The following is a 25688-nucleotide window of genomic DNA, read 5'->3' on the forward strand; positions in this document are numbered from 1 at the left end:
TTTGGAATCAGCCGCGGCCCGGTGCGTGATCGCTTCGGGCTTACGTTGTGAAAAAAGGTTCTGGTGCTACGGAACCGCAACGAAAAAGGAAGCTACACTTGGCACGTATCGCCGGCGTCAACATCCCGACCAACAAACGGGTTCCCATCGCCCTTACCTACATCACCGGAATCGGCCATGCCTCGGCCAAATCCATCTGCGAAGCGCTCAGCATCGACGTTTCGCGTCGCGTAAACGAGCTTTCGGATGCCGAGGCTCTGGCCCTGCGCGAACATATCGACGCGAATTACACTGTCGAAGGCGACCTGCGCCGCGACACCCAGATGAACATCAAGCGTTTGATGGATCTTGGCTGCTACCGCGGCCTGCGTCACCGTCGCAATCTGCCGGTGCGTGGTCAGCGGACCCACACCAACGCCCGCACCCGCAAGGGCCCGGCAAAAGCCATTGCCGGCAAGAAGAAATAAGGGAGGGCAGCAGATATGGCACGCGATACCAAACGCACCAAGAAAAAGGTTTCCAAGAACATCGCCACTGGCGTTGCTCACGTGAACTCTTCCTTCAACAATACCAAGATTCTGATCTCGGACGTGCAGGGCAATGCCATCGCATGGTCCTCGGCTGGGACCATGGGCTTCAAAGGCTCGCGCAAATCCACGCCCTACGCGGCGCAGATGGCCGCTGAGGATGCTGGCCGCAAGGCACAGGAACACGGCATGCGCTCGCTTGACGTCGAAGTTCAGGGACCGGGTTCGGGCCGTGAATCGGCGCTGCGCGCTTTGGCAGCTGTCGGCTTTAACATCACGTCGATCCGTGATGTGACACCGATGGCGCACAACGGCTGCCGCCCACCGAAGCGCCGCCGGGTCTGATCCGATACATCTCTTGGTGGGGCCGCGCCTTGGCGCGGTCCCGCTTTCGTCATTTTACATCCTCGGGCGCTCTGAACCTTTGGACATGGGAACAGGGCAAGAATGGAGGGACGCATGATCCACAAGAATTGGGCTGAATTGATCAAGCCGACACAGCTTGAAGTAAAACCCGGCAATGACCCGCTGCGTCAGGCGGTTCTGATCGCCGAGCCGCTCGAGCGCGGCTTTGGTCTCACGCTGGGTAACGCGCTGCGCCGCGTTCTTCTGTCTTCGCTGCAAGGTGCGGCCATCACCGCCGTGCAGATCGACAATGTGCTGCACGAGTTCTCCTCGGTGGCCGGTGTCCGCGAAGACGTGACCGACATCGTTCTTAACCTCAAGGGTGTTGCGATCCGCATGGAAGTCGAAGGGCCCAAGCGTCTTTCGGTCAATGCCAAGGGTCCGGGCGTTGTCACTGCCGGTGACATCTCTGACAGCGCGGGTATCGAGATTCTCAACAAGGATCATGTGATCTGCCACCTCGACGAAGGCGCTGACCTCTTCATGGAACTGACCGTGAATCAGGGTAAGGGCTATGTGTCGGCTGACAAGAATAAGCCTGAAGATGCGCCTATCGGCCTTATTCCGATCGACGCCATCTATTCGCCGATCTCGCGCGTCAGCTACGAGGTTCAACCGACCCGCGAAGGTCAGGTTCTGGACTATGATAAGCTGACGATGAAAATCGAAACTGACGGATCGATCACCCCGGATGATGCCGTGGCCTATGCCGCGCGCATCCTGCAGGATCAACTGTCGATCTTCGTGAACTTCGACGAACCCGAGTCGGCCAGCCGTCAGGATGACGATGACGGTCTCGAATTCAACCCGCTCCTGCTCAAGAAAGTGGACGAGTTGGAATTGTCGGTCCGTTCTGCCAACTGCCTCAAGAACGACAACATCGTTTACATCGGCGATCTGATCCAAAAGACCGAAGCCGAGATGCTGCGCACGCCGAACTTTGGCCGCAAGTCGCTCAACGAGATCAAGGAAGTGCTCTCGGGCATGGGCCTGCACCTTGGCATGGATGTCGAGGATTGGCCGCCAGACAATATCGAGGACCTCGCCAAGAAGTTCGAAGACGCGTTCTGATATACGCGTGCGATACACCCACCCTACGGAGAGCTTCGTAGGGTGGGGTAATGCCCGGAATGCCGGGGAAAATACGGGCCAATGCCCCAAGGAGAGCGGCTGACACGCATCAGACCGCCGGACAAAGCAAAACACGCTAAGGAGATAGAAAATGCGTCACGCAAGAGGCTACCGCCGCCTGAACCGCACCCATGAGCACCGCAAGGCGCTGTGGGCGAATATGGCTGGCTCGCTCATCGAACATGAGCAGATCAAGACCACCCTGCCCAAGGCCAAGGAACTGCGCCCGATCATCGAAAAGCTGATCACTTTGGGCAAGCGTGGCGACCTGCACGCCCGCCGTCAGGCCGCAAGCCAACTCAAGCAAGACGCCTATGTGGCCAAGCTGTTCGACATTCTCGGACCCCGCTACAAGGACCGTCAGGGCGGTTACGTCCGTGTGCTCAAGGCCGGCTTCCGTTATGGTGACATGGCACCGATGGCGATCATCGAATTCGTGGACCGTGACGTTGATGCCAAAGGCGCATCGGACAAGGCCCGCAATGCGGCCTTTGAGATGGCAGACGACGAATAAGATCATAACCATTTCAGATGGTTACAGATTAACCCCCGCCCTCACCGGCGGGGGTTTTGCATGTCTGGCATCGGGAACAGACCACCACTAGGCGCCGCAAAGCCTTGCATTGCCGCGTCACTCCCAGCATATCTCAAAGGCCAAGAAAATCCTTGGGGAGCCTGTCATGTTCCGCTTTCTCTGCCTTGTTCTGTTGGCCCTTCCCGGCCTGCCGCGCGCCGAAACCCGCGTGCCAACCTCGCAGGTTGAAATCCAGCTCGGCTTTGCTCCGGTGGTGCAAGAGGCCGCTCCGGCGGTGGTCAATATCTATGCCAGTCGCATCGTCGAGGCACGCCGCAGCCCATTTCGCGGAGATCCGTTTTTTGAGCGCTTCTTCAACGATTTCGGCAGCACCCGCCCACGTGTGCAAAATTCCCTGGGCTCTGGCGTGATCCTCTCGGCGGATGGTATCGTCGTATCAAACTATCATGTTGTGGGTGAGGCTACGGATATCCGCGTGGTATTGAACGACCGCCGTGAATATGCCGCCCGCGTCCTATTGGCCGATGAAGAGGCGGATTTGGCGCTGTTGCAGGTCGAGAATGCCCCAAGTCTGCCTGCCCTGACCCTGCGCGACAGTGACACCGTTCAAGTGGGCGAATTGGTATTGGCCATCGGCAACCCGTTTGGTGTGGGCCAGACCGTTTCAAGCGGCATAGTCTCGGGTCTTGCGCGGTCGGGCACGGCTACGGGCAATGCGCGCGGCTACTTCATCCAGACTGACGCGCCGATCAATCCGGGTAATTCCGGCGGGGCGCTGGTCGATGTGAACGGCGACCTTATCGGCATTAACACGGCGATCCTGTCGCGCTCAGGCGGTTCGAACGGCATCGGCTTCGCAATCCCCGCCGGCCTTGTGGCGCAATTCGTGGCACAGGCACGCGCGGGCAAAACGGAGTTTGAGCGGCCTTGGGCCGGTCTGGGGGGCCAGCCCGTGACGCCCGACATGGCCGAGGGGCTGGGTATCGCCCGCCCTGATGGTGTCGTGATTTCCGAGGTACATCCCCAAAGCAGCTTTGCCGCTGATATTCGCCCCGGCGATGTGATCACCCGTGTCGGTGGCCAGCCCGTCAACAGCCCGGCCGAGGTGATCTATCGCATGTCAGTCGCTGGTATTGGGTCAACGACCAATATTACCCGCCTGCGTGGGGGGACAGAGCAGGAAATCGAGATTGCGATGATCGCCGCGCCCGACAGCCCGCCGCGCGACCCTTTGGAAACCGGTCCGCGCGCCGCAATCCCGCAACTGACCCTTGTGACCATCAATCCGGTCGTGATTGATCAATATCGGCTGCCGCTGATGTCAGAGGGCGCATTGGTGGAAGATCCCGGCCCATTTGGCGCGCGGGCCGGATTGCGGCCCGGCGACATTCTCCGCGCGGTCAACGGCGTGCCCGTCGGCACCAGCCGTGCCGCAAAGGACGCGCTGGAAGAGGCGATGACCACCCTTAGCCTCGATGTCTTGCGGGATGGGCGGCGCATGGCGCTGCGGTTTAGGATCTAAGTGGTGGCAGATCTTTTCGATAGCGGCGCTACGCCTCGCCCGGATACTGGCCCCCGTCCGCTGGCAGACAGGCTCCGGCCGCGCCGTCTGGTGGATGTAATCGGACAGGAACAGGTGCTTGGCCCTGAGGCCCCGCTTGGGGTGATGCTCGCCTCAGGAAGCCTTTCGTCGCTGGTGTTCTGGGGACCACCCGGTGTGGGCAAGACCACCATTGCCCGGCTCTTGGCGGATGAGACGGACCTGCATTTTGTTCAGATCAGCGCAATCTTCACCGGCGTCCCAGACCTGCGCAAAGTGTTCGACGAGGCAAAGCATCGCCGCACTCAGGGCCGGGGTACGCTGCTTTTCGTCGATGAAATCCACCGCTTCAACAAGGCGCAGCAGGACGGGTTCCTTCCGCATATGGAGGATGGCACGATCCTATTGGTTGGCGCCACGACGGAGAACCCGAGTTTCGAGTTGAACGCCGCGCTGCTCAGCCGCGCGCAAGTTTTGGTGCTGACGCGCCTCACTCTGGCAGATATGGAACGCCTCGCACAGCGCGCCGAACAAGAGTTGGGCCGCGCCTTGCCGCTCGACGGTCCGGCGCGAGAGGCGCTGCTTGACATGGCCGATGGGGATGGGCGCGCGCTTCTCAATCTGATTGAACAAGTCGCCGCGTGGAAAGTCGAAGGCAAGCTGGACAGCGCCGCTCTGGCCACGCGCTTGATGAAGCGAGCCGCCAAATATGACAAGTCGGGAGATGAACATTACAACCTCATCTCTGCGCTGCATAAATCCGTGCGTGGATCGGACCCGGATGCAGCGCTCTACTGGCTGGCGCGCATGCTGACAGGGGGCGAGGACGCGCGCTATCTTGCACGGCGCATCCTGCGCATGGCGATCGAGGATATTGGCCTCGCCGACCCGCAGGCGCAATCCATCTGCCTGCATGCGTGGGAAACCTATGAGCGGATCGGCAGCCCCGAAGGCGAATTAGCATTGGGTCAGGCGGTGGCCTATCTCGCGCTCGCACCCAAATCGAACGCAGGTTACGCAGCCTACAAGGCCGCGCTGCGCGAGGCGAAAAAGACCGGGAGCGCGCCGCCGCCAAAGCATATTCTCAACGCTCCCACCCGGTTGATGAAGGAACAGGGCTACGGAGAGGGCTATGCCTACGACCATGACGCCGAGGATGGTTTCTCTGGCCAGAACTACTTTCCGGATGGCATGAAACGCCCGGTTCTCTATCAACCGGTCGAGCGCGGTTACGAACGCGAGCTCAAAAAACGACTCGAGTATTTCGCCAAGCTCCGTCTGCGTCGCACCTGAGGAAACCAATAAAACCTCAGAATTTATGACCTTTTTATCTACAGGCAGGGTGCGATTAAGGTCTGGAAACGCGCCGCGTTTCGTGTTTCATTATAAGAATGTCGCTTTTGTGCATCCTTGTTGACCCTCCGAAACCCAAGGTTTCTGGATGGGCTGATGTCGCGTCTTCGCAAATCCAAGAAACAAAACAAGACAGGGAAACCCTATGAAAAAGAATATTGATCAAGTCCTTCTGGACCGGCTTGCGCAGGCTGCTTGCACCGGCGCAATCTCTCGCCGGTCGTTCCTGCATTTTGCCTCTGCTGCGGGTCTGACCGCCTCTGCCGCGACCGGCCTTTGGGGCACATCCGCCGCCGCCAACCCGACACCGGGCGGCACATTCCGCTGGGGCATTCACGATGGCAACACCTCGGACACCCATGATCCGGGGACGTATGTGACCCGTCAGATGATCTTTTTGGCCCACACACATCGCAGCTATCTGACCCTGATTGAGCCGGACAACTCTCTTGGTAGCGATTTGGCCACCGGATGGGAGGCGACGCCGGACGCCATGCAGTGGACCTTCACGCTCAACCCAGATGCTGCCTTTCATAGCGGCAAGCCGGTGACGGCGCAGGATGTGATCGACAGCCTCAATCATCACCGGGGCGACGCCTCGACCTCGGCCGCTAAGGCGCTTTTGACGGATGTGACCGACATCACCGCTGATGGCGACCACACGGTTACAATCAGCCTTGCCCGTGGCAATGCCGATTTGCCTTGGCTCATGACCGACTATCACTTTGCGATCTGTCCCTCGAATGGCGATGGCACGATTGATTGGCAGTCGGGTGACGGCTCTGGCCCCTACAAGATCGACTCTGGCGAATTCGGCATTCGCTGGGAATTGACGCGCCACGATGGCTGGCACGGCGATGGTGCCTATTTTGACAAGGTAACGATGATCGTCCTCAACGATCCCAATGCACGCCAAACTGCGCTAGTGACGGGGGATGTGGATTGCGTGTCGCTGATCGAGCTTAAGACGCTGGCGCTCTTGCAGCGCAATCCCGACATATCGGTCGACAACATCCCCTCTGGCGGCGCAATCACGATGCCGATGTTCTGCGACACGGCACCCTTTAGCGATGTGCGCGTGCGCACCGCGCTGAAACTTGCGATGAACCGGGATGAAATTATCGAAAAGATTGCTTTTGGCGCCGCGACCAAGGGCAACGATTTCCATCTTTCGCCGGTCCAGCCCTATTGGCCCGAGGATATCCCGCAGCGGGAATATGATCCGGATCAGGCCAAATCACTGCTCAAAGAGGCAGGGCAAGAGGGGCTTTCCGTCAATCTCTCGGTGGCCGAGAGCGTCTATACGGGCGCGGTTGATATGTGCGTGCTCTATGCCGAACAGGCCAAGGCGGCAGGGATCGACATCAAGGTCGTGCGCGAGCCAAGCGATGGCTATTATTCTGATGTCTGGCTGAAAAAGCCGTTCAGCGCCGTGTCTTGGGGCGCACGCCCGACGCCCGACGTTATGTTTACGCTGGCCTACAAGAACGATGCCGCCTGGAACGAAAGCCGTTGGCAGAACGAGCGCTTCAACGAATTGCTGCTCAAGGCCAAGGCCGAACTGGATCAGACCCTGCGCGCCGAGATGTATCGTGAGATGTGCCTTTTGATGCGCGACGACGGTGGCACCCTTCTTCCGTTCTTCAACAACTGGGTCTATGCGCGCGGCAAGGGCGTCAAGCGCCCGGAACAGGTTGCGGCAAGCTGGGGCTGTGACGGCGCACGCGCCGCAAGCCGCTGGTGGTTTGAGGCCTGACGCCACTTTCAAGACCCGGCACCATAGGGTGCCGGGTTTTCAACCACCGAAGCTTGGGCAAGCCCGCTTCGGCATTTTGCGTCACTGCGATGGGTCTGATGCGGAAATATTTTCCGCCGAGACCCAAAACACTGTTAGCCTAAGCCATAAAGGCCGCGCCACGTGACAAGGCGAAAGGCAAAAACAGCAGGAGGGAAAGATGGGGGATATCCTTGGGCTCGTCGCAAAACGGCTCGGATTGGGATTGATCATTCTACTGGTCATATCCGTGATCATATTTTTTATGGTCGAGCTTTTGCCCGGCGATATCGCGCAGGCGGTGCTGGGACAGGGCGCAACGCCCGAGAATCTGGCGGCACTGCGCAAGGAAATGGGCCTCGATCAGCCCGCAATCATTCGCTATCTGCATTGGCTCTCTGGGGCGGTGATGCTCGATTTCGGCAATTCCATCGTGACGGGGGCCAGCGTGGCCGAAACGATTGGCGAGCGCTTTGCCAATACGCTTTTTCTGGCCGCCTACGCCGCCGCGATTGCCGTGCCGATTTCCATTGTGCTGGGTGTCCTTGTGGCGCTTCTGCGCAACTCGATCTTTGACCGGGTGGCGAATGTTGCGACGCTCACCTCGATTTCAAGCCCAGAGTTCTTTTTGGGCTACATTCTTATTCTTTATCTCGCGGTCAAGACGGGGATGTTTCCCGCAATCGCCAGCCTCAGCAATGACATGAGCTTTGGTGACCTGCTCTACCGCACATTCCTGCCGGCGCTGACCCTCGTTCTGGTTGTGACTGCGCATATGATGCGGATGACCCGCGCGGCGATCATCAACCTTTTGGCGTCGCCCTATATCGAAATGGCCCGCCTCAAGGGTGCGCCCCCCTGGAAGGTCATTGTCAAACATGCCCTGCCCAATGCTTGGGCTCCGATCATCAACGTGGTGGCGCTCAACCTGGCTTATCTCATCACCGGCGTGGTGCTGGTTGAGGTTGTCTTTGTCTATCCGGGCATTGGTCAGGCGCTGGTCGATGCGGTCAGCAAACGGGATTTCCCCGTGGTTCAGGCGTGTTGCCTGATCTTTGCCGCGACCTTCATCCTTCTCAACCTCGCAGCGGATGTGGGCTCAATCCTGACCAATCCGCGCCTGCGGCATCCGAAGTAAGGGTCTAGAGATATGAGTGTATTCGTCATCGCCTACTATACCCTGTTGCTCGGTGCATCCTGCCTTGCAGCCTATTTCAACAAGCGGTCGGCCTTTTTGCTGCTCTTTTCCCTGACGTTGGTCTCCTTTGTTCTGGGCATCATCGGCGGCGTTTCGGCTCTTCGCATCGTGGCCATTCTCGCGGGGCTCTTGGCCCTTTCGGCCATGGTTTCCTATGCCTTCCGCGAGTTTCTGGTCGCGATAGCGTCCAAGAACCTTGCCAAGGAATTGCGCACGGCGCCGCTCACGGCGGCTTTTGGCATGTTTGTGATCTTTACCGTTGCCGTCGCGGGGATCTTTGCTCCGCTCATCGCACCCCATGGCGAGGCAGAGGTTATCACCTCGGCCTTTGCCCCGGCGGATGCAAACATGCTGCTTGGCGCGGATCAACTGGGCCGCGACATCTTTAGCCGGCTGGTCTATGGCGCGCGCAACACAGTGGCACTGGCACTGGCGGGCACGGTCATGGCGTTTCTTCTGGGGGCGCTCGCCGGTCTCATGGCCGCAACCTCGGGTGGTTGGTTCGACCAATTCCTAGCCCGGACCTCGGATGTGATCATGTCGATTCCGTCCCTGATCTTTGCCCTGCTGATGCTGTCGATCTTTGGTGGCGACCTTGCGAACGATACCACCAGCTTTTGGCTGCTTTCGACGTTCACCGGGATCACGGGCCTTTTGCTCGTCTCGGCAATTGCAGAGCGCAGCCTGATGGGCTGGGTCATTGGTCTTGCGATCCTTGCGGGGGTCGCGGCACTGTTTGGTGGCTTTATGCTGACGATCTTCAACCCCTCTGAGATCATCCTTATTCTTGTGGTCGCGGTCATTTATAGCCCGCGCGTTTTCCGCCTGACGCGGGCGGTGGCGGGCAATGTGGTTGTGATGGATTACATCGAGGCCGCGAAACTGCGTGGCGAACGCAGATGGTATCTCATCCGCCGCGAGATTCTGCCCAATTCCACGGCCCCTTTGATCGCGGAATTCGGTCTTGAATTCTGCTTCGTGTTCTTGCTTATCGCGGGGCTTTCTTTCCTCGGGCTTGGCATTCAGCCGCCCACCGCCGACTGGGGCTCTATGGTGCGTGAGAACGCAACGCTGATCTCGTTTGGCGATATCACCCCGCTCATCCCCGCAGCGGCCATCGCGCTTCTGACCGTTGCGGTTAACTTCGTGGTGGACTGGATGCTCTACCGTTCCTCCGGCCTGAAGGTGTGACCCCATGATCAAGAGCAAAGACGTACTTCTGAAAATCCGTGACCTGAAAATTCAGGGCTATTCCGACGAAACCTGGGTGGACATCATCAAGGGCGTGGACCTGACCCTCCATCGTGGCGAGGTGATGGGCCTGATCGGTGAATCGGGTGCGGGTAAATCGACCATCGGCGCGGCCTGCATGGGCTATGCCCGCGATGGCACGCGCATTTCCAACGGTTCGATCGAGTTCGACGGGATGGAACTGACCACCGCCTCCGAGGGTGAGCGGCGCATGCTGCGCGGCTCGCGCATTGCCTATGTGGCGCAATCGGCGGCGGCCTCCTTTAATCCGGCGCACAAGATCATCGACCAGCACACCGAAGCGCCGCTGCAATACCGTCTGAAAAAGCGGCTAGAGGCGCAAGAGGATGCCATGGACCTCTATGAGAGGTTGCGCCTGCCCAACCCCAAGGAAATCGGCTTTCGCTATCCGCATCAGGTTTCTGGCGGGCAGTTGCAGCGTGCAATGACCGCGATGGCCATGTCCTGTCGGCCTGATCTGATCATCTTTGATGAACCCACAACCGCGCTCGACGTGACCACGCAGATCGAGGTTTTGGCCGCGATTCGCGACATCGTCGATCAATTCAACACCGCCGCGATCTACATCACCCATGACCTTGCCGTGGTGGCGCAGATGGCCGACACGATCAAGGTGCTACTCAAAGGGCGCGAGGTCGAAGAAGCGCCCACCAAGCAGATGCTCGACAATCCGCAGGAAGAATATACCAAATCCCTCTGGGCTGTGCGCAGCTTTCAAAGCCCGCAACGCCATCGCCCCAAGGATGGCGTGCCCCTGATTTCAGTGCGCAATGTCGATGCCTCCTACACCGGCGGGGCCAAGGTGCTGGATGATGTCAGTTTCGACATTTATGAAGGCATGACCGTTGCGGTGGTGGGTGAATCCGGCTCGGGTAAATCCACAACAGCGCGGGTGATCACAGGTCTTTTGCCGCCCTCCAAGGGCGAAGTGTTGTTCAAGGGCAAACCCTTTCCACCCAGCTACAAGGACCGCACCAAGGATCAATTGCGCCAGTGCCAGATGATCTATCAGATGGCGGATACCGCGCTCAATCCCAAGGTCCGGATTTCCGAGATCATCGGGCGTCCGGCCGCCTTTTATTCGGGGCTCAAAGGGGTCGCGCTTAAGAACCGGGTGGACGAATTGCTCGATCTGATCGAGTTGGAACCCTCGCAATATTACAACCGTTATCCGCCTGAATTGTCTGGCGGCCAAAAGCAGCGGATCGGTATTGCCCGCGCCCTTGCGGCGGAACCAACCTTTATCGTCTGCGACGAGGTGACATCGGCCCTTGATCAGCTGGTCGCCGAAGGTATCCTGCGCCTGCTCGACCGGCTGCAGAACGAGTTGGGGCTGGCCTATATGTTCATTACCCATGATCTCGCAACGGTGCGTTCCATCGCCGATGAGGTGGTGGTGATGCAGCATGGCAGAGTGGTTGAGCAGGGCCCCAAGGACGAGATGTTCACACCGCCACACCACCCCTACACTGATCTGCTGCTCAGCTCGGTGCCAGAGATGGACCCCAATTGGCTAACCACGTTGCTCGAAGAGCGCGGGATAGACAATGTCGGCGATGCCGCCGCAGCGCGAATCGATCCAAACGATCCCAAGGTCTCGGGTGCGAACCTTTGATATTACATCGGGTGCGGAGGGGGCTCTCCCTCCGCGCCACTATGCGCTGATTTATGGATGATGCGGCGTTACAGGATCGCCATGGCAGAGAAAACGAACGTGCCGATGATCGCGCCATAGACGATCACCACTGCCTGCCAAGAGGCACTATGCGCGCGCAGTTCGCGGTTCAATTCGTCGCGGGTCATCGGCTTGCCTCCGTTATAGCGTTGCGTCCCCGGATCGCTTTCACGATCACAGGGCGCACATAATAGATTTCTGCGTTTGCACAATGGGTATTTTGGCGAAAATCCATGCGTTTACGGCATGCCACCTGCCCGATTTCGGCATATCGCGCGATTGCGAAGGCTCAGTGTCTGAAACCGACCTTTGCAGAGCAAAGGACCTTTCAGCACAATGCAGCAATCGGGCTTTTATTCTTCAGGGAATTGCGCCACGCATTGCTGGACCTGAACCTGCGCCTGCTTTCTCAGTTGCGGGAGGATTTTCTGGTAATCCGCCAATTTGCGGCGCTCCTCAGATACGTCAATTGCGACTGGCGTGGTCTGGGTGCGGTACTGCGTTGTGGGGCAGGGGTAGGGGATCACGATGTTCCGGTACGGATCGTTACGATAGCAGGTCGACGGCACCGTGTAGGGCACCGTTTGCGTGTGTAGCGCATAGCCGCGCGCGATATTTCCCTGGGCGGTTGCGATAGCGGCCTCAACGCTGCGATATTGCTCGGTTGCACCAGAGATGCATTGCTCTCGCGGCGTGGCACAGGCGGCCAGCAGTCCCAGAGAGACCACCTTGATCAATGATGCTATGCGGGTGTTCATCGGAGAGTTACCTTTCTGCAATCCCCGATTCTAGCCACACTTCCGGCCCAAGCTCAACTGCCGCTATCGCCTTCCACCAAGGCCGCAATGATCGCCTTGGCGCTTTCCGAGTCCCAATGCGCATCCCCTTGCAGGCGCGCGATCTCATGGCCTTCCGGATCAATGATGACCGTGATGGGCAGGCCAAAGACGCCCATGGCGCGGGCGAGCGCGCTCTTGGGGTCGGTGTGCAGTGGCAGATTGTCGACACCGATCTCGTCAAAGAATTTGGCCATGGCGGTGGGCGCATTGCGGCCCGTGGCAATGGTCACAACCTCGAAATCCTCGCTTCCCATTTCAGTTTGCAGATTCGAGAGCGTGGGCATTTCGGCGCGGCAGGGGGCGCACCACGTGGCCCAGAAATTCAGCAAGACATGACGCCCTTGAAAATCGGCGAGCGTTCCGATGGTGCCATCAGCGCGGGTGTATTCTGTCTCAGGAACGGGCGCGGGCGAAGAGTGGAAATTCAGTTTTTTCATGTCGCCGTCTCGCAGCGCCTCAAGCGTGGCAATATCGGCCATGGCAGCATTTGCACCAAGGGCCACGGCCATATAAAGGACGATCTGACGAATGCGTTTCATAATTCCCTCCGAAGGGCCAAAGACATGACTGACAAGACCTCGAACCAGATGTGGGGCGGCCGCTTTGCCGCTGGGCCGGATGCGATCATGGAGGCAATTAATGCCTCGATCTCATTCGACAAGCGGATGGCGGCACAGGATATTGCCGGCTCGAGGGCCCATGCCGCGATGTTGGCGGCAACAGGTATCGTCAGTGATAGTGATGCCGCCGCGATGAGGGAAGGCCTCCTCACGGTCTTGTCAGAAATCGAGGCGGGGGAATTCACCTTTTCCACGGCGCTTGAGGATATTCACATGAATGTCGAGGCGCGGCTCAAGGATTTGATCGGCGCGCCTGCTGGGCGGCTGCACACCGGCCGGTCGCGCAACGATCAGGTGGCCACCGATTTCCGGCTCTGGGTGCGGGATCAACTGGATGCGGTGGATCAGGCGTTGCAGGCGTTGATGCATGCCCTTCTGGTGCAGGCAGAGGCAGGATCAGACTGGGTGATGCCGGGGTTCACCCATTTGCAGACCGCACAACCGGTGACATGGGGGCATCATATGATGGCCTATGTCGAGATGTTTGGCCGCGATCTAAGCCGTGTGCGCGATGCACGGGCGCGGATGAATGAATGCCCCTTGGGCGCGGCGGCGCTGGCGGGCACGTCCTTTCCGATTGACCGCGAGATGACAGCCAAGGCGCTGGGCTTTGACCGCCCCTGCGCCAATAGCCTGGATGCTGTCAGCGACCGCGATTTCGCACTGGAATTTCTGGGCGCGGCCAGCATCTGTGCCATGCATCTAAGCCGCTTTGCCGAGGAGTTGGTGATCTGGTCGTCGGCGCAGTTTCGGTTTGTGGCGCTGAGCGATCGGTTTTCCACCGGGTCAAGCATCATGCCGCAAAAGAAGAACCCCGATGCAGCAGAGTTGATCCGCGCCAAAGTGGGGCGGATTTTCGGGGCCAATGTGGCACTGATGATGGTCATGAAGGGCCTGCCGCTGGCCTATTCCAAGGATATGCAGGAAGACAAGGAACAGGTCTTTGACGCCGCCGACAACCTGATGCTGGCGCTGGCCGCGATGGAAGGCATGGTGCGCGACATGGCGGCGCGGACGGATAATCTAGAGGCCGCAGCCGGGTCTGGCTTTTCGACCGCAACCGATCTTGCGGATTGGTTGGTGCGGGTACTCGATATGCCATTTCGCGAGGCGCATCACGTGACAGGGGCCTTGGTGGCCAAGGCAGAGGCCAAGGGGTGCGATTTGCCAGACCTGAGCTTGACCGAGATGCAAGAGGTGCATGGCGAAATCACCGCGTCGGTCTATGATGTCTTGGGCGTGCATAATTCGGTTGCCTCACGCGTAAGCTATGGGGGTACGGCACCGTCACAGGTGCGCGCGCAAGTGGCGCGGTGGAAGGAACGGTTGGGATGAAACGACTTGGATTTGCTTTGCTAGGCCTAGCGATTCTGTCAGGTTGCGGCGTCGATGGAGAGCCGGTGCGCCCATCGGCGGGGGTGAACGTTGGTGTTGGCACCAATGGGGTCAATGTCGGTGTCGGCGGTGGTGTTCGCGTCGGCGGCGTTAATCTTGGCGTGGGGTTGGGTCTGTGAGATGGGTTTTTGCGGCGCTGGCCATATGGGGCGCTATTCATCCGATGTACTGGTTCCTGCAATGGTTCGGGCAAAACGGATATGATCTCATGGGTATGGTTGATGCCTGGCACGCCAACGCCGCGAGCTCGGGTCTGGTCTGGGATCTCACGATTGCTGCCGTGGCGCTTACCGTTTGGGTGATTGCCGAGGCCGTAAAGCACCGGCACTGGCTGGGCCTGATCGCCATTCCGGCGACGTTCTGCATTGGGGTGAGTTGCGGTTTGCCGCTCTATTTGTTCTTGCGGGCATCGCGGGGCGGCCTACGCGACATTTGAGTATTTTTGGAACGATGAAACGGGGCAGGATGGCGCGTGGATCACTTTCTCTATCATAATGGCGTGTTGCACGCCGAAGATGTGCCGCTTTCAGAGATCGCTGAGGCGGTTGGCACGCCGTTTTACTGCTATTCCACGGCTACCCTGTCTCGGCATTTCCGCCTGTTTGACGAGGCGCTGGCAGGTATGGATCATCTGGTTTGCTACGCCATGAAGGCGGCGAGCAATCAAGCGATCCTCAAGACGCTGGCGGGTTTGGGCGCTGGCATGGATGTGGTCTCGGGCGGTGAGTATGCGCGCGCGCGTGCCGCAGGCGTGCCGGGCGAGCGCATCGTGTTCTCGGGTGTGGGCAAGACGCGGGACGAAATGCGCATGGCGCTTATCGGCGGCATCCGGCAATTCAACGTCGAGAGCGAGCCGGAAATGGCGGTGCTCAATGCCGTGGCGCTGGAATTGGGCCTTCGTGCGCCGATCACAATTCGTGTCAATCCCGATGTGGATGCCAAGACCCATGCCAAGATCGCCACCGGCAAGAGCGAGAATAAATTTGGTATTCCGATTGCCCGAGCGCGCGAGGTCTATGCGCAGGCTGCGGCCCTGCCGGGGCTCGAGGTGATCGGGATCGACGTTCATATCGGCAGCCAACTGACCGAGTTGGCACCGTTCCGCCTTGCCTATGAAAAGGTCGCCGAACTCACGCAGGTTCTGCGCGCCGATGGGCATGATATCCGTCGCCTCGATCTGGGTGGCGGTCTGGGTATACCCTATACCCGCTCGAACGAGGCCCCGCCGTTGCCCACGGAATATGGCGCGCTGATCCGCGAGGTGCTGGGGCATCTGGGCTGCGAGATCGAGATCGAGCCGGGCCGCTTGATCGCTGGCAATGCTGGGATTCTGGTGAGCCAAGTGATCTATGTAAAATCCGGCGAAGGGCGGGATTTCCTGATCCTCGATGCCGCGATGAATGACCTGATCCGTCCGGCAATGTATGATGCGCATCATGATATCGTGCCCCTGCACGAGGCGGCACCGGGGGTCGAGCAACGCCCCTATGATGTGGTGGGGCCGGTCTGCGAATCGGGCGATACTTTTGCCAAAGGGCGCATGCTGCCGCCATTGGCCGAAGGTGATCTGGTGGCGTTCCGCAGTGCTGGTGCCTATGGCGCGGTGATGTCGAGCGAGTATAACACGCGGCCTCTGGTGCCCGAAGTTCTGGTGCATGGGCGTGACTTTGCCGTGATCCGGGGCAGACCGACCTTTGACGAAATGATAAATCGCGATACCATTCCTGAATGGCTCTGACGCGATGGGCGCGCGGGGCCGAGATGAGGTGCCGCGCATGGCTGCGACCGAAAACCCCTTGAAGGTGATGACCGCGCGGTTGCGGCGACCGCTCATGCTGACATGGGCGGGGTTGATCGCCGAGCGGTTGGTGCGCGCCTTTTGGCCGGTCTGGAGCGTGATCGCGTTGAGCGCAGCGGCGCTGATGCTGGGCCTTCAGGATATGGCCGCATTCGAGGTGGTCTGGGGTGCGGCTATGCTGGCCGCTTTAGCCGTGCTCGCCTTTGGCGTGCTGGGCATGGCCCGGTTTCGGTTCCCGCGTCGGGCCGAGGCCCTGGCGCGGCTGGATGAAGCGATGCCCGGCAGGCCGTTGGCAGCACTTGGCGATGTGCAGGCGATTGGCGCGGGCGATGCCGGGTCGGCAGCACTCTGGCAGGCGCATCAGGCGCGCATGGCGGCACGCGCGGCGCAGGCACGCGCGGTCGAGCCGGATTTGCGTTTGTCACGACAAGACCCCTTTGGCGTCCGCTATATCGCGCTTTTGGGTCTTATCGTGGCCCTCCTTTTTGGTTCGGTCTGGCGCGCGGGGTCTGTCGTTCAAATGGTGCCAGGTGGGGGTGCGGCGGCGCTGGCCTCTGGTCCGACATGGGAAGGCTGGATAGAGCCGCCTGCCTACACCGGGCTTCCGAGCCTCTATCTGGCCGATCAGGGCGCGGTGATCGAAGTGCCCGAGGGCAGCCGCATCACCTTGCGGTTCTATGGCGAGGTGGGGGCGCTCAGCCTGTTTGAGACAGTGTCAGGCGGTAGCACCGAGGCCGCAATCACCGATCCAGAGCAGAACTTTGACGTTACCCGCACTGGCGACTTGCGCATTGACGGGCCGGGCGGTCGGAGTTGGGCCGTCCAAGCGCTCGCCGATGCGGCCCCGACGGTCGAGGTCATCGAGCGCGACGCCCGCACTGCCTTTGACGGGCAAATGAGCCAGCCCTTTGGCGCGCGCGATGATTACGGTGTGGTCAGCGGCGGCGCGGTCTTTACGCTCGATTTGGCGCAAGTGGATCGGCGGCATGGTCTGGCGGTAGAGCCTGACGCGCGTGACCCCATCAGCCTTGATCTACCGATGCCTTTGGCCGGGGATCGGACCGAGTTTACAGAGACATTGGTCGAGAACCTGTCAGAGCATCCTTGGGCGCATTTGCCCGTCACCCTGCGCTTGCAGGTCGCGGATGCGGCGGGGCAAGAGGGGCAATCCGAGCCGTTCCAGATGGCCCTGCCTGCGCGGCGATTTTTCGATCCGATGGCCGCAGCCGTGATCGAGCAGCGCCGCGATCTTTTGTGGTCGCGCCAGAACGCGCCCCGTGTCGCGCAGGTGTTGCGGGCGGTGTCATACAAGCCAGAAGGCCGGCTTTTTCGGTCAGAGAAAGCGTATTTGCGCCTGCGGGTTATCATCCGGCAGCTTGAGGCAATGACGCAGAGCGATGGGCTGGACGCGGCCGAGCGTGATGAGATTGCGCAGGCGCTGTGGGATCTTGGCGTCTTGCTTGAGGATGGGGATCTTGGCGATGCGCTGGAGCGGATGCGTGCTGCACAAGAGCGCCTGAGCGAGGCGATGAAGAACGGCGCCAGCGAAGAAGAGATTGCGCGCCTCATGCAGGATTTGCGCGATGCCACGCAAGATTATCTGCGCCAAAAGATGCAGCAGGCAGAGCGTGAAAACCCGGAAGAAAGCGATCAGCGCAGCGCCGAGAACATGATGCAGATGAACCAACAGGATCTGCAAGACATGATGGACCGCATCCAAGAATTGATGGAGCAGGGCCGCTATGCCGAGGCACAGCAGGCACTTGAAGAGTTCCAGCAGATGATGGAGAACATGCAGGTCACGCAGGGGCAGGGCCAGCAGGGTCAATCCCCCGGCGAACAGGCGATGGAGGGGTTGGCAGAAACGCTGCGCGAACAGCAGGGCCTGTCGGATCAGGCGTTCCGGGATTTGCAGGAACAGTTCAATCCAGGTGCGCAATCCGGCCAGTCGCAGAACAATGAGGGCCGCAGCGGCGGCGAGGGTCGCGGCGAGAGCCATGATGGTCAGCAAGGCCAAGGTGGCCAAGGCGGCGAGCAACAGGGCCAAGGTGGTGAAGGTCGCGAACAGGCCGAGGATGGCGAAGGTGCCGAGGGGTCGCTGGCTGAGCGGCAAGAGGCGCTGAGACAGGAATTGGAGCGGCAGCGGCAGGGTTTGCCGCAATTGGGTGGCGAGGCAGGCGAGGCCGCGCGCGATGCGCTGGAGCGTGCTGGCCGCGCCATGGAAGGGGCCGAAGACGCGCTGCGCAACGATGATCTGGCCGGGGCCATCGATAATCAGGCCGAGGCAATGGAGGCCCTGCGTGAGGGCATGCGCAATATGGGCGAGGCCATGGCGGAACAACAGAATCCCGGTGGGCAGGGCGAGGCCGAAGGCCAGCCCGGTCAGGCTCAGGCTGATCCCTTGGGGCGCGAGGCCGGGCAGGGCCGACAGGTGGGCACGCAAGACAGTCTTTTGCAGGGTGAGGATGTCTATCGCCGCGCGCGAGAATTGCTTGATGAGATTCGCAAGCGGTCAGGCGAAGGCGCTCGGCCGGATGTGGAACTGGACTATCTCAAGCGGTTGCTGGAGCGGTTCTAGGTCTTTTTGACCGATCCAAACGCCGCTCTTGCGGGGAGAGGCAAGAGGTATTTCCCCAGGCAGTTTTTCGAATTTATCGCAAATTGTTGCAAGTATATGGTAAATCCCGACGCGGGCGCGCGAACACGCCCCTGTGTGTCAGTAAAAAAGGGACGGAAATGATTCAGGAATTCAAGGACTTCATCGCTAAGGGCAATGTCATGGACATGGCCGTTGGTATCATCATCGGGGCGGCCTTTACGGCGATTGTCGGCTCACTTGTTGCCGATCTGATCAACCCGATCATCAGCCTGTTCTTGGGCGGCATTGACTTTTCGGGCCTCTATATCGTGCTGGGCTCGGGCGACTATGCCTCGATCGCTGCCGCAGAAGAGGCGGGCGCCGCGGTGTTCGCTTATGGCCGGTTCGTCATGGCCGTTATCAACTTTTTGATCATCGCTTGGGTGGTGTTCATTCTGGTCAAGCTGGTAAACCGCGCCAAGGATGCCACATCCAAGCCGAAACCAGAGGCAGCCGCCGCTGATCCCGGCCCGTCCGAACTGGATATTCTGATGGAAATCCGCGACGCGCTGAAAAAGTAAGCACGGCAAGGGCGAGGAGCAATTACGCTTCTCGTCCTCTCAAACCCGGTGGTAGGGGCTACCGGCGAGGATCGAGGCCGCGCGATAGAGCTGTTCCGCCAGCATCACCCGCACCAGCATATGTGGCCAGACCATGCGGCCAAAGGACAGCGCGAAATCGGCACGGGCGCGCAATTCAGGCGCGATGCCATCGGCCCCACCGATCACCAAAGCCAGATCGCTGCGCCCGGCATCGCGCCAGCCCGACAGCGTATCGGCAAATTCGGGAGAGGTGATCTCTTTGCCGCGCTCATCAAGCACCGCAAGCACGGCACCTTGGGGAATCACCCGATCAAGCAAGGTGGCCTCGGCGGACATGCCCCCACCCTTCTTATCTTCGACCTCAATCAGCGTCGCAGGGCCAAGGCCATGCGCGCGCCCCGTTCGGTCGAACCGGGTGAGATAATCGTCGAACAACACACGTTCCGGGCCGGTCCGCAACCGGCCCACCGCGCAGATATGAACCCGCATTCAGACTTGAGATGCCGCCGTCTGCCCGGAAGGCAGCCACATTTTCTCAAGCTGATAGAAATCGCGAACCTCGGGGCGGAACACATGAACGACGACATCGCCTGTGTCGATCAGCACCCAATCGCCGGTTTCCTTGCCCTCTGTGCGGGACACGATCCCCATATCCTGCTTGAGACGGTCCATCAGTTTCTCGGCGATGGCTGACACCTGCCGCGAGGAACGCCCCGAACAGATCACCATATAGTCGCACATGGCTGTTTTGCCGCGCAGGTCGATCTGCACAACATCTTCGGCCTTGTCATCGTCAAGAGAGGTCAGGATCGCCGCAAGCTGCGCTTCGCTGTCTGCGGTCATGGTGGGCATCATTGCGATGGCCCCCTGGTCAGCGGCCTTCGCCGCATATGTCGTAAAAGACAGGACATCGTCCTCCTTTGCTGCGCACCGCAGGACCCCGGTGCAAGGTATAAGGCTAAAGTAGCAAGAGTTGCGTGACTTTTCAATAAACCCTGTTCCAGATCGCGCCGAAATGCAGGTAATGTCACATAATCGTGGTGACGCCTGATAAGCCGGGCCAAAGGCCAGTCTGGACAAGGCGCGAAATTCAGGCTCTTTTCACCTCAATGACGGAGGAGCGCCATGACCACAGCCCTGATCACCCATCCCGATTGTCTGGGCCATGTGACGCCCGAAGGTCATCCCGAACAGGTTGCGCGGCTTGAGCGTATTCTGGAGGCGTTGGAGGGCAAAGACGTGATCCTCGTCAAGGCACCCTTGGTGGCCGAGGATGACCTCTTGCGCGTGCATCCCAAAAGCCATGTCGAGGCGATCCGGGCGGCCTCTCCTGCTTCGGGCAAGGTGCAATTGGATGCCGATACCTGGATGTCGCCGGGAACGCTGGCGGCGGCGCATCGTGCGGCGGGCGGTGCTGTGCGCGCCGTAGATCTGGTGTTGTCGGGCGAGGCCGACAATGTCTTTGTCGCCACCCGCCCGCCGGGCCATCATGCCGAGCGCGAAACGACGATGGGATTTTGTCTCTTTGGGAATGTGGCCGTTGCCGCAAAATATGCGCTGGATCATCACGGGCTGAAACGGGTGGCGGTCGTCGATTTCGACGTGCATCATGGCAATGGCACGCAGGATTTGTTGGAGGATGAGCCGCGCGCCTTTTTCGCCTCGTCGCATCAATACCCGCTTTGGCCCGGCACCGGCGCCGCACATGAGACAGGGCCGCACGATACGATCCTCAACGTGCCGCTGCCGCCGCGCTCGGGCGGGGCGGTGTTTCGTCGAGAGTATGAGGAAAAGGTGTTTCCGCGCGTGCGGGCGTTCAAGCCGGATCTGATCCTTGTTTCTGCCGGGTTTGACGCGCATCGCGATGATCCGCTGGCCGATCTGATGTTGGAAACGGAAGATTTCGCTTGGGTTACAGAGCGGCTCTGTGATCTGGCGGATGAGCTTTGTGGTGGGAAACTGGTCAGTTGTCTTGAGGGCGGCTATAACCTCTATGCGCTGGCTGAAAGTGTGGCTGCGCATGTCGATGTGCTGATTGCGCGCGGCGCAGCCTGATCCCTGACCAACAAGGAAACCTGATGCGCGCCGGACTGATCCTGCTGTGCTTTGCCTATGTGCTCAGCCAGTTTTTTCGCGCCTTTCTGGCGGTGCTGAGCGGTCCCTTGGCGCGCGATGTCGGGGCCACACCGGATGATCTGGCGACGGCCTCGGGTCTGATGTTCGTGACCTTCGCGGCGATGCAATTGCCGGTGGGCTGGGCGCTCGACCGGATTGGGCCACGGCGCACGGCGTCGGCTTTGCTGCTGTTGGGTGGCGGTGGTGGTGCGGCGCTTTTTGCAATGGCCGTCAGCCCGCTGCATATCAACCTTGCGATGGTGTTGATCGGCGCAGGCTGCGCGCCAGTCCTGATGTCCTCTTATTACATCTTTGCGCGGCAATTCTCGGTTGCGCGGTTTGCTACGCTGGCGGCGGTCATGCTGGGGGTGGGATCATTCGGTAATCTGGTGGCCTCTTATCCGATGGCATGGGCGGCAGAAACAATCGGATGGCGCGCGGCGCTTTGGGGATTGGCGGCGGTTTCGGTCGCGGCGGCATTGGGTATCTTGGCACTGGTGCGCGACCCAGAGGCAGTCGCAGGGGATACGCGCGGCTCACTTCTTGATCTGCTCCGGATGCCCGTGGTTTGGGCCATTCTGCCGCTGATGTTTGTGGCCTATGCGCCTGCGGCAGGGCTGCGGGGCCTTTGGGCCGGTCCCTATCTGCGCGATATCTTTGGGCTTGATACGGTGCAGGTCGGACAGGCGACCCTGGTCATGGGGATGGCGATGATCGCGGGCACCTTTGCGTATGGCCCCCTCGACCGGGTGTTCAAGTCGCGCAAATGGGTGATCTTTACCGGAAATGTCATCTGCGCAGTCGCCCTCATGACTTTGATGCTCTGGCCGGAACGCAGCCTTGGGCTGTCGATTGCCCTCTTGGCGGTTATCGGCCTTGCTGGGTCCACATACCCGGTGCTGATCGCGCATGGGCGGGCCTTCTTTCCGGCCCATTTGGCAGGGCGGGGTGTGACGCTGCTCAATCTCTTTGGCATTGGCGGTGCGGGCGTGGCGCAGTTTGCCTCGGGGCCGCTTTTTGCGTCTGCCGCGACCGGGGGCGCAGTCGCGGGCTACAAAGCGCTTTTTGCGCTGTTCACATTTGCCCTTGTCATCGGATTGGTGATCTATCTCTTCAGTCGCGACAGCATGGAGTGAGTGCGGCCCCTTTCACATTGGCCGTAATCCCTGTATGACCCGCACCGCAACCCCCGCTATGGAGGCAGACACACATGGGTTACAAGATCGTCGTCGCAGGTGCCACGGGCAACGTGGGCCGCGAAATGCTGAACATCCTCGCCGAGCGCGAGTTTCCGGTCGATGAGATCGCGGTACTTGCGTCCCGCCGTTCTCTGGGCACCGAAGTCAGCTTTGGCGACCGAACTCTCAAGACCCAAGATCTTGATACGTTCGACTTCTCAGGTTGGGACATGGCGCTGTTTGCCATCGGGTCGGACGCAACCAAGGTCTACGCCCCCAAGGCGGCCAAGGCGGGCTGTGTCGTGATCGACAACTCGTCGCTCTATCGCTATGACCCCGACGTGCCCCTGGTCGTTCCGGAAGTGAACGCCGATGCGGTCATGGGCTATGCCAAGAAGAACATCATCGCCAACCCCAACTGTTCAACCGCGCAGATGGTTGTGGCACTCAAGCCGCTGCACGACCGCGCACGCATCAAGCGCGTTGTCGTCTCGACCTATCAGTCGGTATCGGGCGCTGGCAAAGAGGGCATGGATGAGCTGTGGGACCAGACCAAAGCGGTCTACAACCCGACCGATGACAAGCCTGCCAAGAAATTCACCAAGCAGATCGCGTTCAACGTGATCCCGCATATCGACGTATTTCTTGAGGATGGGCAAACCAAGGAAGAGTGGAAGATGGTCGCTGAGACCAAGAAGATCCTCGATTCCAAGATCAAGGTTACAGCCACCTGCGTGCGGGTTCCGGTCTTTGTCGGCCATTCCGAGGCCATCAATATCGAGTTCGAGGATCATCTGGACGAGGCCGAAGCGCGCGACATCCTGCGCGAATCTCCCGGGATCATGGTGATCGACAAGCGTGAGAACGGTGGCTACGTGACGCCGATCGAATGCGTCGGTGACTACGCCACCTTCATCAGCCGTATTCGGCAGGACCCGACGATTGATAATGGCATTAACCTGTGGTGCGTCAGCGACAACCTGCGCAAGGGCGCGGCGCTGAATGCCGTGCAGATCGCTGAAGTACTGGGTCAACGGGTTCTGAAAAAGGGCTGAGTTACCTCAGGCAGATTAAAGACGGGCGCGCTATCAGGCGCGCCCGTTTGCATTTTCGGGGCAATTACTGCACCGGCGCGACCTTGAACTGAACGGAAGAATACCATTCAGCCACCGCGCGGATTTCGTCATTCGACATCTCAGCGGCGATGCCGCTCATGATGTCGTGCTGACGTTTGCCGGTGCGGAATGCCTTGAGCTGTGTGTCGATATACATCACCGTCTCACCCGCCAGATTGGGCGCATCGTCGATCAGCGCGATCCCATCGGTGCCATGACAGGCGGTGCAGGTCTCGGGCGCATTCTCGGCCGTCTGGCTTGGGGCCAGAGTGGCGACCGGCGTCTGGCTGCTATACCAGGCCGCCAGATCGGCAATCGCCTGATCGCTGAGGCTGGCCGCGACCACGCTCATCATTTCATGCACCCGCCGCCCCTCGCGGAACGCGGTCAGTTGATGCTCGATATAAGCCGGGTTCTCGCCGCCGATATGGGGCACGATGGGCATTTTGGCCATGCCTTCGATGCCGTGACAGGTGCGGCATTGACCGGCCAGTTTGCGCCCCGCCTCTGGGTCGCCGGTCAGTCCCTCTGCCATGGCGATCTGGGCGAGGAAAACCCCGCCCAGACCCAAGATACATGCCTTAAGCATCAATTGCCCTCATACCAGATGCGATAGATCGCCCCGGCAAGGTCATCCGACACAAGGATCGAACCATCGCGCAACTGCGCCACATCGACCGGGCGGCCAAGGTATTCGCCGTTCTCGTCGATCCAACCCTCGGCAAAGGGCTCCATCGTGGCATTGCCCTCTGCGTCGATGAACGTAACCATCACGCGGGCACCAACCGGTTCAGTGCGGTTCCAAGAGCCATGCTGCGCCGAGAAGATGGCGTTCTTGTATTTGGCAGGGAACATCTTGCCGGTATAGAATGCCATGCCAAGGTCGGCCGCATGGGCCACAGTTTCGACGGCAGGCATCACCACGTCTACAGGGACTTCTTCACCCTTGTACTCGTTGGTGCGCACGGATCCACCACCATACCACGGATGGCCGAAATGCTGGCCCGCCTCGGTTTGACGGTTCAACTCGCCCGGCGGAATGTCATCGCCCATGCCGTCGACCTGATTGTCTGTCCACCACAACTCGCCGGTTTCGGGATGGAAATCCTGACCAACCGAATTGCGCACGCCATAGGTAAAGACCTCGCGCCCCGTGCCATCGGTGTTCATGCGGATGATGCCACCAATGCCCACCTCGTTATATTTCTCAAGCCGATCCTTGGGGGCCACGTTGAAGGGCTGACCAAGCGAAATGTAAATCTTGCCATCTGGCCCGATGTCACAAACCCGCGCGGTATGGTTAAAGCTTTCTTCGTCCTCTGGGATCAGATCACCCTTGGCCACAAGGTTGAAGGCTGCCACATCCGGGCTTTCGTAAAAGAACTCGGCGGCGGGAAAGAGCAGCACGCGGTTCTGTTCAGCGATATAGAGAAAACCGTCCTTGGAAAAGCAGGGGCCATTGGGGATCGAGAATTGGAGCGAAGGGGCGAAATCCTTGACCTCGTCGGCGACGCGGTCCTTGTTGCGGTCGGTAACGGACCACACCTTGTCCTTGCGGGTGCCCACGAAGGTCACGATGCCTTGCGGACCTACAGCCATGTGGCGCGCATCGGGCACAACCGCGTAAAGGCCGATCTTGAACCCGTCGGGCAGGCTGATCTGCTCGAGCGTTTTCTTGATCCCCTCGGCATAGTCGCCGCCCTGTTCGATGAACGTGAAATCAGTGACGCCGGTGGACTGAAAATTTGAAAGTTTTTCCAGATTGTCCGGCACGTTGGCAGCTTGCGCATGGGCAAGCCCGGCGCTGAGCGCCAGAGTGGCGATGGATGACAGCAGATGCTTCATTTGGTTCCTCCCGTTTGAAAATCCGTTCGACCTGTCTGACTTGCCAAGCCCAGACAGGGCCGTGATCCTAGACTTCTTCAAGCTGACCCAACGCGCTCTCCCCTTCGCGCGGCCCCTGCGAATACCGTTTACGTTGCATTCGCACATGCAGACCCTATCGCAGTTTTTGGGCGGAACAAGGGTTTGCTGCCTG

The 25688-nt window shown here is 59.9% G+C and carries 25 protein-coding genes; 19 read left to right on the top strand and 6 right to left on the bottom strand.

Annotation, left to right across the window (positions count from 1 at the left end; all coding sequences use genetic code 11):
* Window positions 1–98 precede the first annotated feature (98 nt).
* From rpsM to RAK1035_RS05965, 10 genes are all read left to right on the top strand, one after another.
* Window positions 99–467: a 30S ribosomal protein S13 gene (gene rpsM / locus RAK1035_RS05920; RefSeq protein ID WP_008281205.1), complete on the top strand. Its 369-nt coding sequence runs from the start codon at window positions 99–101 to the stop codon at window positions 465–467.
* Between the two features lie 15 nt (window positions 468–482).
* Window positions 483–872, top strand: coding sequence for a 30S ribosomal protein S11 (gene rpsK, locus RAK1035_RS05925; RefSeq protein WP_008281206.1), 390 nt, complete (start codon window positions 483–485; stop codon window positions 870–872).
* A gap of 114 nt (window positions 873–986) precedes the next feature.
* Window positions 987–2003, top strand: a complete 1017-nt coding sequence (locus tag RAK1035_RS05930) for a DNA-directed RNA polymerase subunit alpha (RefSeq protein WP_008281207.1) — start codon at window positions 987–989, stop codon at window positions 2001–2003.
* A 151-nt stretch (window positions 2004–2154) separates the two neighbouring features.
* A complete protein-coding gene (gene rplQ, locus RAK1035_RS05935; RefSeq protein WP_008281208.1) occupies window positions 2155–2577 on the top strand; it encodes a 50S ribosomal protein L17 in 423 nt (140 codons plus the stop codon).
* Between the two features lie 166 nt (window positions 2578–2743).
* Complete coding sequence (locus RAK1035_RS05940; protein WP_008281209.1) at window positions 2744–4120, top strand: trypsin-like peptidase domain-containing protein; 1377 nt, start codon at window positions 2744–2746, stop codon at window positions 4118–4120.
* Window positions 4121–4123: 3 nt separating this feature from the next.
* On the top strand, window positions 4124–5431 hold the full coding sequence (locus RAK1035_RS05945) for a replication-associated recombination protein A (protein ID WP_037297920.1): 1308 nt from the start codon (window positions 4124–4126) through the stop codon (window positions 5429–5431).
* Between the two features lie 205 nt (window positions 5432–5636).
* A complete protein-coding gene (locus RAK1035_RS05950) occupies window positions 5637–7247 on the top strand; it encodes an ABC transporter substrate-binding protein (protein ID WP_008281211.1) in 1611 nt (536 codons plus the stop codon).
* Between the two features lie 199 nt (window positions 7248–7446).
* Window positions 7447–8403: an ABC transporter permease gene (locus tag RAK1035_RS05955; RefSeq protein WP_008281212.1), complete on the top strand. Its 957-nt coding sequence runs from the start codon at window positions 7447–7449 to the stop codon at window positions 8401–8403.
* A gap of 12 nt (window positions 8404–8415) precedes the next feature.
* On the top strand, window positions 8416–9654 hold the full coding sequence (locus RAK1035_RS05960) for an ABC transporter permease (RefSeq protein WP_008281213.1): 1239 nt from the start codon (window positions 8416–8418) through the stop codon (window positions 9652–9654).
* 4 nt (window positions 9655–9658) lie between these two features.
* Window positions 9659–11350, top strand: a complete 1692-nt coding sequence (locus RAK1035_RS05965) for an ABC transporter ATP-binding protein (protein WP_008281214.1) — start codon at window positions 9659–9661, stop codon at window positions 11348–11350.
* A 413-nt stretch (window positions 11351–11763) separates the two neighbouring features.
* Here the strand turns inward: RAK1035_RS05965 and RAK1035_RS05970 are convergent, their stop codons facing one another.
* Window positions 11764–12168: a hypothetical protein gene (locus tag RAK1035_RS05970; RefSeq protein ID WP_008281217.1), complete on the bottom strand. Its 405-nt coding sequence runs from the start codon at window positions 12166–12168 to the stop codon at window positions 11764–11766.
* A gap of 53 nt (window positions 12169–12221) precedes the next feature.
* A complete protein-coding gene (locus RAK1035_RS05975) occupies window positions 12222–12788 on the bottom strand; it encodes a TlpA family protein disulfide reductase (RefSeq protein ID WP_008281218.1) in 567 nt (188 codons plus the stop codon).
* Between the two features lie 24 nt (window positions 12789–12812).
* Here RAK1035_RS05975 and argH point away from each other — a divergent pair, with 24 nt between their 5' ends.
* The 6 genes from argH (at window position 12813) to mscL (ending at window position 19221) form a co-directional block, all read left to right on the top strand.
* Window positions 12813–14204, top strand: a complete 1392-nt coding sequence (argH, locus tag RAK1035_RS05980) for an argininosuccinate lyase (protein WP_008281219.1) — start codon at window positions 12813–12815, stop codon at window positions 14202–14204.
* Window positions 14201–14383: a hypothetical protein gene (locus RAK1035_RS20140; RefSeq protein WP_037297825.1), complete on the top strand. Its 183-nt coding sequence runs from the start codon at window positions 14201–14203 to the stop codon at window positions 14381–14383. Before argH ends, RAK1035_RS20140 begins: the two co-directional genes overlap by 4 nt.
* Window positions 14380–14700 carry a DUF2834 domain-containing protein gene (locus RAK1035_RS05985; protein WP_037297828.1) on the top strand — a complete coding sequence of 107 codons (321 nt, stop codon included), beginning with the start codon at window positions 14380–14382 and terminating at the stop codon, window positions 14698–14700. The genes RAK1035_RS20140 and RAK1035_RS05985 overlap by 4 nt, the downstream gene beginning before the upstream one ends.
* 36 nt (window positions 14701–14736) lie before the next feature.
* Window positions 14737–16002: a diaminopimelate decarboxylase gene (gene lysA, locus RAK1035_RS05990; protein WP_008281222.1), complete on the top strand. Its 1266-nt coding sequence runs from the start codon at window positions 14737–14739 to the stop codon at window positions 16000–16002.
* 37 nt (window positions 16003–16039) lie between these two features.
* Window positions 16040–18640 carry a TIGR02302 family protein gene (locus RAK1035_RS05995; RefSeq protein ID WP_037297922.1) on the top strand — a complete coding sequence of 867 codons (2601 nt, stop codon included), beginning with the start codon at window positions 16040–16042 and terminating at the stop codon, window positions 18638–18640.
* Between the two features lie 158 nt (window positions 18641–18798).
* On the top strand, window positions 18799–19221 hold the full coding sequence (gene mscL, locus RAK1035_RS06000) for a large conductance mechanosensitive channel protein MscL (protein WP_008281224.1): 423 nt from the start codon (window positions 18799–18801) through the stop codon (window positions 19219–19221).
* A 39-nt stretch (window positions 19222–19260) separates the two neighbouring features.
* On the opposite strand, the gene rlmH is transcribed toward mscL, so the two are convergent.
* Window positions 19261–19731, bottom strand: coding sequence for a 23S rRNA (pseudouridine(1915)-N(3))-methyltransferase RlmH (gene rlmH, locus RAK1035_RS06005; protein ID WP_008281225.1), 471 nt, complete (start codon window positions 19729–19731; stop codon window positions 19261–19263).
* Window positions 19732–20097, bottom strand: coding sequence for a ribosome silencing factor (rsfS, locus tag RAK1035_RS06010; RefSeq protein WP_008281226.1), 366 nt, complete (start codon window positions 20095–20097; stop codon window positions 19732–19734).
* 270 nt (window positions 20098–20367) lie between these two features.
* Here rsfS and RAK1035_RS06015 point away from each other — a divergent pair, with 270 nt between their 5' ends.
* From RAK1035_RS06015 to RAK1035_RS06025, 3 genes are all read left to right on the top strand, one after another.
* A complete protein-coding gene (locus tag RAK1035_RS06015; RefSeq protein ID WP_008281227.1) occupies window positions 20368–21297 on the top strand; it encodes a histone deacetylase family protein in 930 nt (309 codons plus the stop codon).
* Window positions 21298–21320: 23 nt separating this feature from the next.
* Entirely contained in the window at window positions 21321–22493 is a 1173-nt protein-coding gene (locus tag RAK1035_RS06020) for an MFS transporter (RefSeq protein WP_008281228.1), read from the top strand.
* 74 nt (window positions 22494–22567) lie between these two features.
* Window positions 22568–23590, top strand: coding sequence for an aspartate-semialdehyde dehydrogenase (locus RAK1035_RS06025; protein WP_008281229.1), 1023 nt, complete (start codon window positions 22568–22570; stop codon window positions 23588–23590).
* Window positions 23591–23654: 64 nt separating this feature from the next.
* Here the strand turns inward: RAK1035_RS06025 and RAK1035_RS06030 are convergent, their stop codons facing one another.
* Window positions 23655–24239, bottom strand: a complete 585-nt coding sequence (locus tag RAK1035_RS06030) for a c-type cytochrome (protein WP_008281230.1) — start codon at window positions 24237–24239, stop codon at window positions 23655–23657.
* Entirely contained in the window at window positions 24239–25495 is a 1257-nt protein-coding gene (locus RAK1035_RS06035; protein WP_008281231.1) for a PQQ-dependent sugar dehydrogenase, read from the bottom strand. The genes RAK1035_RS06030 and RAK1035_RS06035 overlap by 1 nt, the downstream gene beginning before the upstream one ends.
* Window positions 25496–25688 lie beyond the last annotated feature (193 nt).

The organism is Roseovarius sp. AK1035 (genome assembly GCF_003288315.1).
Classification (GTDB): domain Bacteria; phylum Pseudomonadota; class Alphaproteobacteria; order Rhodobacterales; family Rhodobacteraceae; genus Roseovarius; species Roseovarius mucosus_A.

Bases quoted from the DNA above. Each gene is read 5' to 3' on its own strand.
- rpsK (WP_008281206.1), top strand. From the start codon at position 483: ATGGCACGCGATACCAAACGCACCAAGAAAAAGGTTTCCAAGAACATC.
- RAK1035_RS05930 (WP_008281207.1), top strand. From the start codon at position 987: ATGATCCACAAGAATTGGGCTGAATTGATCAAGCCGACACAGCTTGAA.
- rplQ (WP_008281208.1), top strand. From the start codon at position 2,155: ATGCGTCACGCAAGAGGCTACCGCCGCCTGAACCGCACCCATGAGCAC.
- RAK1035_RS05940 (WP_008281209.1), top strand. From the start codon at position 2,744: ATGTTCCGCTTTCTCTGCCTTGTTCTGTTGGCCCTTCCCGGCCTGCCG.
- RAK1035_RS05950 (WP_008281211.1), top strand. From the start codon at position 5,637: ATGAAAAAGAATATTGATCAAGTCCTTCTGGACCGGCTTGCGCAGGCT.
- RAK1035_RS05955 (WP_008281212.1), top strand. From the start codon at position 7,447: ATGGGGGATATCCTTGGGCTCGTCGCAAAACGGCTCGGATTGGGATTG.
- RAK1035_RS05960 (WP_008281213.1), top strand. From the start codon at position 8,416: ATGAGTGTATTCGTCATCGCCTACTATACCCTGTTGCTCGGTGCATCC.
- RAK1035_RS05965 (WP_008281214.1), top strand. From the start codon at position 9,659: ATGATCAAGAGCAAAGACGTACTTCTGAAAATCCGTGACCTGAAAATT.
- RAK1035_RS05970 (WP_008281217.1), bottom strand. From the start codon at position 12,168: ATGAACACCCGCATAGCATCATTGATCAAGGTGGTCTCTCTGGGACTG.
- RAK1035_RS05975 (WP_008281218.1), bottom strand. From the start codon at position 12,788: ATGAAACGCATTCGTCAGATCGTCCTTTATATGGCCGTGGCCCTTGGT.
- argH (WP_008281219.1), top strand. From the start codon at position 12,813: ATGACTGACAAGACCTCGAACCAGATGTGGGGCGGCCGCTTTGCCGCT.
- RAK1035_RS20140 (WP_037297825.1), top strand. From the start codon at position 14,201: ATGAAACGACTTGGATTTGCTTTGCTAGGCCTAGCGATTCTGTCAGGT.
- RAK1035_RS05995 (WP_037297922.1), top strand. From the start codon at position 16,040: ATGGCTGCGACCGAAAACCCCTTGAAGGTGATGACCGCGCGGTTGCGG.
- mscL (WP_008281224.1), top strand. From the start codon at position 18,799: ATGATTCAGGAATTCAAGGACTTCATCGCTAAGGGCAATGTCATGGAC.
- rlmH (WP_008281225.1), bottom strand. From the start codon at position 19,731: ATGCGGGTTCATATCTGCGCGGTGGGCCGGTTGCGGACCGGCCCGGAA.
- rsfS (WP_008281226.1), bottom strand. From the start codon at position 20,097: ATGATGCCCACCATGACCGCAGACAGCGAAGCGCAGCTTGCGGCGATC.
- RAK1035_RS06015 (WP_008281227.1), top strand. From the start codon at position 20,368: ATGACCACAGCCCTGATCACCCATCCCGATTGTCTGGGCCATGTGACG.
- RAK1035_RS06020 (WP_008281228.1), top strand. From the start codon at position 21,321: ATGCGCGCCGGACTGATCCTGCTGTGCTTTGCCTATGTGCTCAGCCAG.
- RAK1035_RS06025 (WP_008281229.1), top strand. From the start codon at position 22,568: ATGGGTTACAAGATCGTCGTCGCAGGTGCCACGGGCAACGTGGGCCGC.
- RAK1035_RS06030 (WP_008281230.1), bottom strand. From the start codon at position 24,239: ATGCTTAAGGCATGTATCTTGGGTCTGGGCGGGGTTTTCCTCGCCCAG.
- RAK1035_RS06035 (WP_008281231.1), bottom strand. From the start codon at position 25,495: ATGAAGCATCTGCTGTCATCCATCGCCACTCTGGCGCTCAGCGCCGGG.